Annotated in this window: 6 protein-coding genes; 5 read left to right on the top strand and 1 reads right to left on the bottom strand. The window is 38.6% G+C overall.

Features of this window, described 5'->3' with window-relative positions:
• Window positions 1-87: 87 nt before the first annotated feature.
• The 5 genes from BLW31_RS10285 to BLW31_RS10260 all read left to right on the top strand — a co-directional run bounded on the left by BLW31_RS10285 (window position 88) and on the right by BLW31_RS10260 (window position 7742).
• Complete coding sequence (locus tag BLW31_RS10285; RefSeq protein WP_010536250.1) at window positions 88-708, top strand: TlpA family protein disulfide reductase; 621 nt, start codon at window positions 88-90, stop codon at window positions 706-708.
• A gap of 72 nt (window positions 709-780) precedes the next feature.
• Window positions 781-2370 (top strand): O-antigen ligase family protein, encoded by a 1590-nt coding sequence (locus tag BLW31_RS10280; RefSeq protein WP_010536251.1) that lies wholly within the window; start codon window positions 781-783, stop codon window positions 2368-2370.
• Complete coding sequence (locus BLW31_RS10275; RefSeq protein ID WP_010536252.1) at window positions 2367-5264, top strand: glutaminase family protein; 2898 nt, start codon at window positions 2367-2369, stop codon at window positions 5262-5264. Before BLW31_RS10280 ends, BLW31_RS10275 begins: the two co-directional genes overlap by 4 nt.
• A gap of 84 nt (window positions 5265-5348) precedes the next feature.
• Window positions 5349-5990 carry a hypothetical protein gene (locus BLW31_RS10270; RefSeq protein WP_022301384.1) on the top strand — a complete coding sequence of 214 codons (642 nt, stop codon included), beginning with the start codon at window positions 5349-5351 and terminating at the stop codon, window positions 5988-5990.
• Window positions 5991-6527: 537 nt separating this feature from the next.
• Window positions 6528-7742 (top strand): ATP-binding protein, encoded by a 1215-nt coding sequence (locus BLW31_RS10260; protein ID WP_010536255.1) that lies wholly within the window; start codon window positions 6528-6530, stop codon window positions 7740-7742.
• A 12-nt stretch (window positions 7743-7754) separates the two neighbouring features.
• On the opposite strand, the gene BLW31_RS10255 is transcribed toward BLW31_RS10260, so the two are convergent.
• Window positions 7755-8822: a M20 family metallo-hydrolase gene (locus tag BLW31_RS10255; RefSeq protein WP_010536256.1), complete on the bottom strand. Its 1068-nt coding sequence runs from the start codon at window positions 8820-8822 to the stop codon at window positions 7755-7757.
• Window positions 8823-8860: the final 38 nt, after the last annotated feature.

Raw genomic sequence — 8860 nt, 5'->3', positions numbered from 1 at the left:
CTAAAGTTAAGTTCTTCATTGTTTCACGTTTTAAATTCACGCAAAACTAGGAAGAACTTTCAGAGGGGGAAATACGGGGTTTGCTGAATGCTTACTGCTCAAAAAGTAACTTATGGCGATAATAGCGTTCGTGTCGAAGGTCAAACTTTCTTGTATTTTGATGCTGAAGGGAACCCTATTACAGATCAGGCTCATAGAGATTCTCTAGAAACTCATCAGTATATAATTTCTATTAAAGGAACAGATGAAATACCAGAAATTCATCTAGTTTATAAACACCCTAAACTTGAAACATTGATAGGTAAAACTCTTCCTAAGATTGGTTTAGGTGATATTAACGGAAAGGTTGTTGATTTTGATGAATCCGAGTATACAGTTATATGTTTTTGGAACAGGCATTGTAGTATTTGTATTCGGGAGCTTATTGTTTTAAATATACTTGCTGAAGATTATCCGAATATTCAGTTTGTCGGGCTAACCCCTGATTCTCCTGAAGAAGTACAAAAGTTAATGAAAAGACTGAATTTAGACTGGGAGGATATAGGAATTGTTCCTAATTATAAAGGGGAATTTACCGATATACTAAAGATTTATATGTATCCTTCTAATATTATAGTTGATAAAAATATGATAGTAAAAGCGGTAAATGTCGGAGGAGATACCCGTAAATTATTGAGAACGTTAGAGCAATTATCTGGCGAGAAATAAATATTAGACCTTAATGTGTGTTGTGTCTGCTCGTTTTTTAGATGATTTTGAATATGTTACATAAATACTTTTATGGCAAGATTAAGAGACTATATAGGACTATTGATGTTTAGTATTTTATGTGTGAGTGCACTATTTGTTCAGTCTCATTATTTTACTGACTCATCTATTGTACCGAAGTGGTTAATTACTTTGTTTGTATTTGGAGGATTGGTATTGTACTATACTATCGCAATATGGTATGCTCATTCAGTAAGTATAAATATGTTTCGAGTAGGAATCGTTCTTGTTGCAATCTGTTTTCTACAGGCTGTATTGGGGTTGCTGCAATATTTTAATGTGTATTATTCTCCTTCAATCTATAAAATTACTGGTAGCTTTGATAATCCGGCTGGCTTTTCTGCGTGTTTATGTGCAGGGGTACCTTTTACTGCTTTTCTCCTGTCGAAAGATAATAAAAGATATATGCGTCTTATGGGATGGATAATGGGGACTATTATAGTAGTTGCAATTGTTCTGTCATATTCAAGGGCTGGTATCATTAGTTTAGCTGCGGTTTGTACTATATTCTTGTATCAGAAGCTCCTTCATAGACGCATATTGAAATTCTCTTTGCTAGCTGGTTTAGTCGCTTTAATCTTAGGTTGTTATTGGATAAAAAAGGACTCAGCCGACGGTCGATTGCTTATTTGGCAATCTTGCATAAATATGGTAAAAGATTCTCCTTGGATAGGGCATGGATTAGGCAGCTTTGAAGCTCATTATATGGATTACCAAGCAGAATACTTTAGAATACATGGACAGCAGAACCGTTATGCTATGTTAGCCGATAATGTGAAGCATCCTTTCAATGAGTACATGGAAATCCTCTTAAACTTCGGAATTATCGGTTTGGTGATACTGTTTGCATTCATTTTTTTACTAATCTATTGTTATAAACTAAATCCTGATATCGAAAAGAAAATTGCTGTATATGTGTTGATTTCAATAGGAACGTTTTCATTGTTCTCTTATCCATTTACTTATCCTTTTACGTGGATTATTACATTATTATCTGTCTTGATAATTATCAAGGAACCTATAAAGGTTTTTTTTGCTGCATCTTGGAAGAAAAATGTAGTATGTGCTTTGGTTATAGGTTGCTCAATGATTGGCATTTATGAATTAGTGGAACGAATACAAGCAGAATTGGAGTGGGGACGAATCTCCAAACTAACTCTTTCCGATTCCTATGATACGGTGCTTCCCGCATATGAAAAATTAGAGAAAGCATTTGCGGATAATCCTTATTTCCTTTACAACTATGCTGCTGTTTTATTAGAGAAGAAACAATATGATAAGAGTTTGGAGATCGCTTTACAATGTCGCAAATATTGGGCAGATTATGATCTGGAGCTAATATTAGGAGAAAATTATCAGCAGCTTAACAAACCTAAACTAGCAGAAAAATATTACAATAGTGCATCTATGATGTGCCCTTCGCGATTTCTTCCTCTTTATAAACTATTCCATTTATACAAAATGAATGGTGAAAAAGAGCGATCGCTTGCAATGGCTGAGGCTGTTGTTGACAAACCGATGAAAATAGAGACTGTTGCTATTAAAAGAATGAAGAGGGAGATGGAAAGAGAAATACAAAAGATAAATATAGTAACCGAATGAGAATTTATAAAACACTAATGAATAAAACATTCATTTACCTGCTAATAACGGTATTGGCAGCTTGCAAAAGTACTCCGTACTCTGATGAAACTACTAAAAGTGACCTTCGTGCGCCTGCTTATCCGTTATTAACCTTGCATCCGCATATGAAACTTTGGTCTATGACGGATGAACTGAACAAACAGAATATGACTTTTGGCGGCAGCACACAACTTCCTTTTGTTGGCTTCTTGCGGGTAGACGGTGCTATGTATCGTTTTATGGGTAGTAAAGAACTGCCGATGCAAGCCATCGCTCCGATGGCGCTTGATCACGAAAAGTGGGAAGGAAAGTTCACTTCATTAGTACCTGATGAAGGATGGGAGCAGCCGGACTTTGATGATAAGTACTGGCAATTGTCAGAAGGGGCATTTGGTACGCCTGGTATGTGGGAAGCAAGAACACAATGGACTTCTTCTAATATTTGGGTACGAAGAGAGATTGAAGTTGATCCGTATCTTTTGGAACATAAGAAGATCTATTTGCGCTATTCTCATGATGATGTATTCCAATTGTACATTAATGGGAAGCAATTGGTAAATACCGGATATGATTGGGGAGCAAACTTTAAAGTGGAAATTCCGGACTCTATTCTGCAAACAATGAAAAGTGGAAAAGCGTTGATTGCCGCTCATTGTGAGAATCGTGTGGGAGGAGGATTGGTAGACTTCGGACTCTTTGCCGAGGAACCGACTATGCCTGTGGAAAGGGTAGCTCCCATCTCTTATGAAAAAGAGTGGACGGGGAGATATACCATGGAGCAACCTCAGGAAAATTGGGAAGCCAAAGAGTTTGACGATTCAACATGGACAGAAGGACAGGCAGCCTTCGGTACGGATGATCAGCGGAATGTGAATACTCCCTGGTTCTCACCTAATATATGGGTGAGACGCGAATTGACATTCGACCCGGCATTGGCGAAAAACAAGCAACTGTATTTGCGCTATTCACATGATGATGTATTTCAATTGTATGTGAATGGAATGCAATTGGTCAGCACGGGATATGAATGGAAAAGTGATCTTAGGGTGAATATTCCGGATTCCATAGCGGAAACAATGAAAGATGGGAAAGCCGTGATTGCTGCTCATTGCGAAAACCGTATGGGAGGTGCATTGGTTGATTTCGGACTATATGCAGAATTGAAAGAAGCTGAACAAACGTCTGTTGATGTGCAGGCAACCCAGACACATTATACGTTTGAATGTGGGGATGTGGAACTGAAACTTAGCTTTACTGCTCCTTACCTGTTGGATGATCTGGAGACGCTTGCCCGTCCCGTCAATTATATCTCTTATCAAGCTAAGGCGTTGGATGGTAAGGAGCATGATGTTGCTGTCTATTTTGAGATAGATCCACATAAGGCATTTCGTGCCGGACAGTCTACCCAAATGTATGAAAAGGATGGACTGTCTCTTATGAAGACAGGACAAGAGAATCAGAAATTGTGGGTAGATCAAGAAAAAGACGGACGATCGTGGGGATATTTCTATTTGGGAACAAAGGATGATGTAACCTGTGCACAGGGAGATGCAGCCGAAATGAGGGCATATTTTATGAAAGAGGGAGATCTGAAACAGATGAGAAAGTCTGCCGAAAAACGATATGCCGCCTTTGCACAGAAACTGGATGTGGATGGTGATTTTCCGCAGCATCTCACTGCTGCTTTCGACGGACTGTATACAATGGCTTATTTTGGAGAGGATCTGAGACCTTATTGGAATAAAGATGGAAAAACAAGCATAGAAGATTTGTATGCGGACGCGGAGGAGGACTATAAAGAAGTGATGGCAAAATGTTATGCATTTGACCGTCAATTGATGGCAGATGCTTACCTCGCCGGAGGAAAAGAATATGCCGAACTTTGTGCTTTAGCTTATCGTCAGTCTGTTTCCGCTTTCCAAATGTCTGAAGATTCGGAAGGTGAGTTACTTTATTTTACTCCACAGGTGGGGCCTGTGGATGAGTATTATCCGGCTTCGCCACTTTATCTCCGTTATAATCCTGATTTGGTAAAAGCGATGCTTAATCCATTTTTCTACTACAGTGAAAGCGGAAAATGGGGAAAGCCGTTTCCTCCGCATGACTTAGGCGGATATCCTGCTGTAAACGGACAGACGATAGGCGGTGATATGCCTGTGGAAGAAGCAGGAAACGGCTTGATAATGACTGCTGCTATTGCTAAAATGGAGAAGAATGCTTCGTATGCGGAGAAACATTGGAAGACATTGACTCAATGGGCTGAGTATTTATTGGAAAATGGAACAGATACCGGTGATCAGCTTACTACGGATAATTTCGCAGGAAACTGTCCCCATCATACTAACTTGTCTGCAAAAGGTATTTTAGGTATTGCAGCATACGCACGTCTGGCGGAAATGTTGAACAAGAAAGAAGAAGCGGAGAAGTATATGGATGCTGCCCATGAGATGACGAAAGAATGGGAAAAGGCTGCTTATGCAGGTGATCATTATCGCTTGGCTTTTGATCAGCCGGATAGTTGGGGGATGAAGTATAATCTGATATGGGACAGGCTGCTTGGCTTGAATCTTTTCCCAGAGAGAGTCATTCAGAAAGAGACGGATTTCTATCTTACTAAAATGAATGAATTTGGATGTCCGTTGGATAGCAGACATAGTTACGCGAAAGTGGATTGGACAGTATGGTCTGCTTCGTTGAGTGCTGACCGTATGCAATTCCGTAAACTTATGTTGCCGCTTTATAAGTTTATGAATGAGACTACAGATCGCACACCAATGGCTGATTTGATAAATACGGATCGTGCTACTATAGTAGGATTTACGGGGCGTACTGTAGTAGGTGCCTATTTTATCAGGTTGTTGGAAAAGGAATAATTAGAATCTTGATGTCTTTTAGAAGGTATATTCGGAGCAATATGATATAGTTGATTTATTATTTTAAATAAAAACATTATGAATATGAAAAGTTTATTTTATTTAGTTGTTACTATGGTAGTAATGATTGCATGTACAAATGAAGAGTTTGATGCTAATTCAGAAGTTAAGAAGGAAGAAGTTAAAACAAAGATTGCATCATTAGCTGAAAAATATGATGTAAACGTCGATTTTTTTGAGATTAATCCTTCAGAAAAAACTGAAAATGAGATGTCATTAGAAGAAATAGAAGAATTGTTTCGTGATATAAAACAACTTAGAGAACACCCTGTTGAATTAAAGATGTATAAGGATAAAGAAGAAAATGGCTGTATGTTTTATTCTACTAAAGAGCAGAAACCTAGTGTGCCGCTTGCTAAAACACGTAGTGAAATTTATTCATTCAGTGATTGGATTTGGAATCTTACATGGTTTAGTGTAACTTTGATCGAAGATAATAAAAATGTAACAGTAATGACAGATATAACAGGATTATCAATTTATACGTATTCTCAATCTTATGCGAGTGGCTATGTATCAGGAAATGCTATATCATTTAATAGTACGGGGAAAATTAAGGCAACTATAACTCAGGTTGTTGGCTTTAACCTTTCTTATGTTATTAATTCTTCAGGGACATACGATAAGAGTGCGGGAAAGGGAAGTGTTACAGTTTCTGCATATTAATGATTATTGAAAATAAAAATTATGATTATGTCTCCAATGTTTTTTGAAATTGCTTATGTTTTGATTTTGTTGATTGGGATATTGGTAGTGTTGAAAAGTCATCAACTTACTAAACCATATAAATATCTATGGGTCATTTTGGTTTTGTTATTTAATCTGTTAGGCATAATTGCCTTTTTGATATGGAAACAGTATCTTAATAAAACGAATGATAGTGGATCGTGTGGAAATGTCTGATTTGGTATATACGAGTCGGGTAATTTTTTTTCTCTATGTTCTTTGTAAATCCGGGATGGATTGAATAGACCATTGAAACTGGTTGTTTTTCTTTGATTTAGCTACCATTATTATGATGGTGGCTAAATTTTTTAACCTGGATAAAGATACAGAAGGAGTTTTTCTTTGCATAAATGCCATTCTTGTTTCCGTCTATAACCATAAAAGATGTTCGAAATCGGAAGTTTTTAGGGGTATAACCCTAAAAACTTCCGATTAATTATTTATATTTGTGTCTATAACCCTAAAAACTTCGGATGTATGATTAATCGTGAACTTTATATGGAGCAAATCACTCCTTTTATTGATAAACCATTTGTGAAAGTGATCACTGGTATCCGTCGTTGTGGCAAGTCTGTCGTGTTGCGTTTAATCCGTGAGGAACTTTTACGAAGGGGAGTATCTGAAGATCATATTATTTATATGAACTTTGAAAGCTTTGAGTGGATGGATGTGAAGGAGGCGAAGGCACTGTATACTTATATTCGGGAAGTTACGAAAGTTTCGGGAAAATATTATATTCTTCTGGATGAGATTCAGGAAGTTACAGATTGGGAGAAGGCGGTAAATGCATTCTTGGTAGACTTGGATGCTGACATTTATGTGACTGGTTCCAATTCACGTTTACTGTCTTCTGAGTTCTCCACATATTTAGCAGGAAGATATGTTGCTTTTCATATAATGACTTTGTCTTTTAGGGAATATCTGTTATTCCATAATGTTCCTTTGGCAATTTCTGCATCCGACCGTAAAGCGGAATTTCTGAAATACCTTCGCATGGGAGGATTTCCGGCTATTCATACAGCAAACTATGATTATAACGCTATTTACAAAATAGTGTATGATATTTATTCTTCTGTCATTCTGCGTGATACTGTGCAGCGACATGGAATCCGTAATGTAGAAATGCTCGAAAGGATAGTAAAGTTTGTTTTTGATAATATCGGGAATAAATTGAATGCCAAGAATATTGCCGACTATTTTAAAAGTCAGCAACGAAAAGTGGATATCAATACGATTTACAATTATTTGGATGCTTTAAATAATGCTTTTGTGATACAGCGTATTCCACGTTATGATATCAAAGGTAAAGAAATATTGCAAACTAATGAAAAGTATTTTGTAAGTGATCTTTCGCTCATCTATTCCGTAATGGGATATCGGGATAGATTAATAGGGGGAATGCTTGAAAATCTGGTCTGTATGGAATTGAAACGTCGTGGATACGAAGTATACGTAGGCAAGCAGGATGAAAAAGAAGTTGATTTTGTAGCCATTAGGCGTGAAGAAAAAGTTTATATACAGGTTACTTATCAACTAGGTTCACAAGCAACCATTGATCGTGAATTTGCACCCTTGCTGGCAATTGATGATCATTATCCCAAATATGTGGTTAGTATGGATGAATTGTGGCAGGATAACATTGAGGGGGTTAAACACCGTCACATGGCAGACTTCCTACTCGACGAGTGGTGAAACCAAGACGGACTAGAGTTCTAGCCCGTCTAATAATTCTAAATAAAGTCCGATAGCCTCTTCTATCTCTTTCAGCATAATATACTCCTCGGCTGTATGTGAGCGTGAAGAACGTCCCGGACCGATCTTTACCGACGCAAAGGACATTAATGCCTGGTCAGATAAAGTCGGGGAGCCGAAAGGAACGCGTCCCATTTTCACTGCTGTCTGTACGAACGGATGTTTTTCGTCAATCCGTGAAGAGTTGAGGCGGAACGAACGGGCTTTCGCATCGCAGGAAATATGTTTCTTGATTTCAGCAAACAGATCTTCGTTAGAGTAAAGTTCGTTGCTTCGGATATCAACAACAAACGTACATTTATCGGGAACCACATTGTGCTGAGTGCCTGCATTGATGACCGTAACGCTCATTTTTACCGGTCCGAGCAAGGGCGATTCCTTCTCGAAACGATAATCGCGGAACCAGGCGATGTCATCCAATACTTTATAAATGGCATTATCTCCTTCATTGCGTGCAGCGTGTCCGGCTTTGCCTGTCGCAGTTACATCCAATACCATCAATCCCTTTTCGGCAATGGCAGGCTGCATCTCTGTTGGTTCGCCTACAATGGCAAAAGAGACAGGAGGCAAGCCCGGCAATACACTTTCAATTCCGTCCTTGCCCGAAACTTCTTCTTCGCAGGAAGCCAGATAGATGAGATTGTAATTTTGAGAAGTGCGACATAGTTGCAGGAACACCTGTAAGAGCGAAACAACACTGGCTCCGGCATCGTTACTGCCCAGTCCGTACAATTTTCCGTTTTCCTCGCGGGGCGTGAAAGGGTCTTTGCGCCAGCCGTTTACAGGTTTCACCGTGTCGATATGAGAATTGAGAAGGATGGTCGGCTTTTTAAGATCGAACATAGGGCTGAGGCACCAGACATTGTTTCCCTTGCGTCCGGTTTGCATCCCTTCGGCTTCGATATAATTTTGCAGGAAATCAGCTGCTTGCGTCTCTTCCCGACTGATGGACGGAATGCTGATTAGTGATTTCAACAGGCTTACAGCTTCGGCTGTCATGGTTGGAATATCGTATTTCATATACAAACTTGTTAATTTAGAGCTTAATATTTGCACAA

This window comes from Bacteroides faecis MAJ27, from assembly GCF_900106755.1.
In the GTDB taxonomy this organism is placed as follows: domain Bacteria; phylum Bacteroidota; class Bacteroidia; order Bacteroidales; family Bacteroidaceae; genus Bacteroides; species Bacteroides faecis.
The sequence above is the reverse complement of the archived record's forward strand: the minus strand, read 5'-3'. Positions and strand labels throughout refer to the sequence as shown.

What these genes read in the sequence shown, in the direction of transcription:
- BLW31_RS10275 (WP_010536252.1), top strand. Translation starts at nt 2,367, where the DNA reads ATGAGAATTTATAAAACACTAATGAATAAAACATTCATTTACCTGCTA.
- BLW31_RS10285 (WP_010536250.1), top strand. Translation starts at nt 88, where the DNA reads ATGCTTACTGCTCAAAAAGTAACTTATGGCGATAATAGCGTTCGTGTC.
- BLW31_RS10255 (WP_010536256.1), bottom strand. Translation starts at nt 8,822, where the DNA reads ATGAAATACGATATTCCAACCATGACAGCCGAAGCTGTAAGCCTGTTG.
- BLW31_RS10260 (WP_010536255.1), top strand. Translation starts at nt 6,528, where the DNA reads ATGATTAATCGTGAACTTTATATGGAGCAAATCACTCCTTTTATTGAT.
- BLW31_RS10280 (WP_010536251.1), top strand. Translation starts at nt 781, where the DNA reads ATGGCAAGATTAAGAGACTATATAGGACTATTGATGTTTAGTATTTTA.
- BLW31_RS10270 (WP_022301384.1), top strand. Translation starts at nt 5,349, where the DNA reads ATGAAAAGTTTATTTTATTTAGTTGTTACTATGGTAGTAATGATTGCA.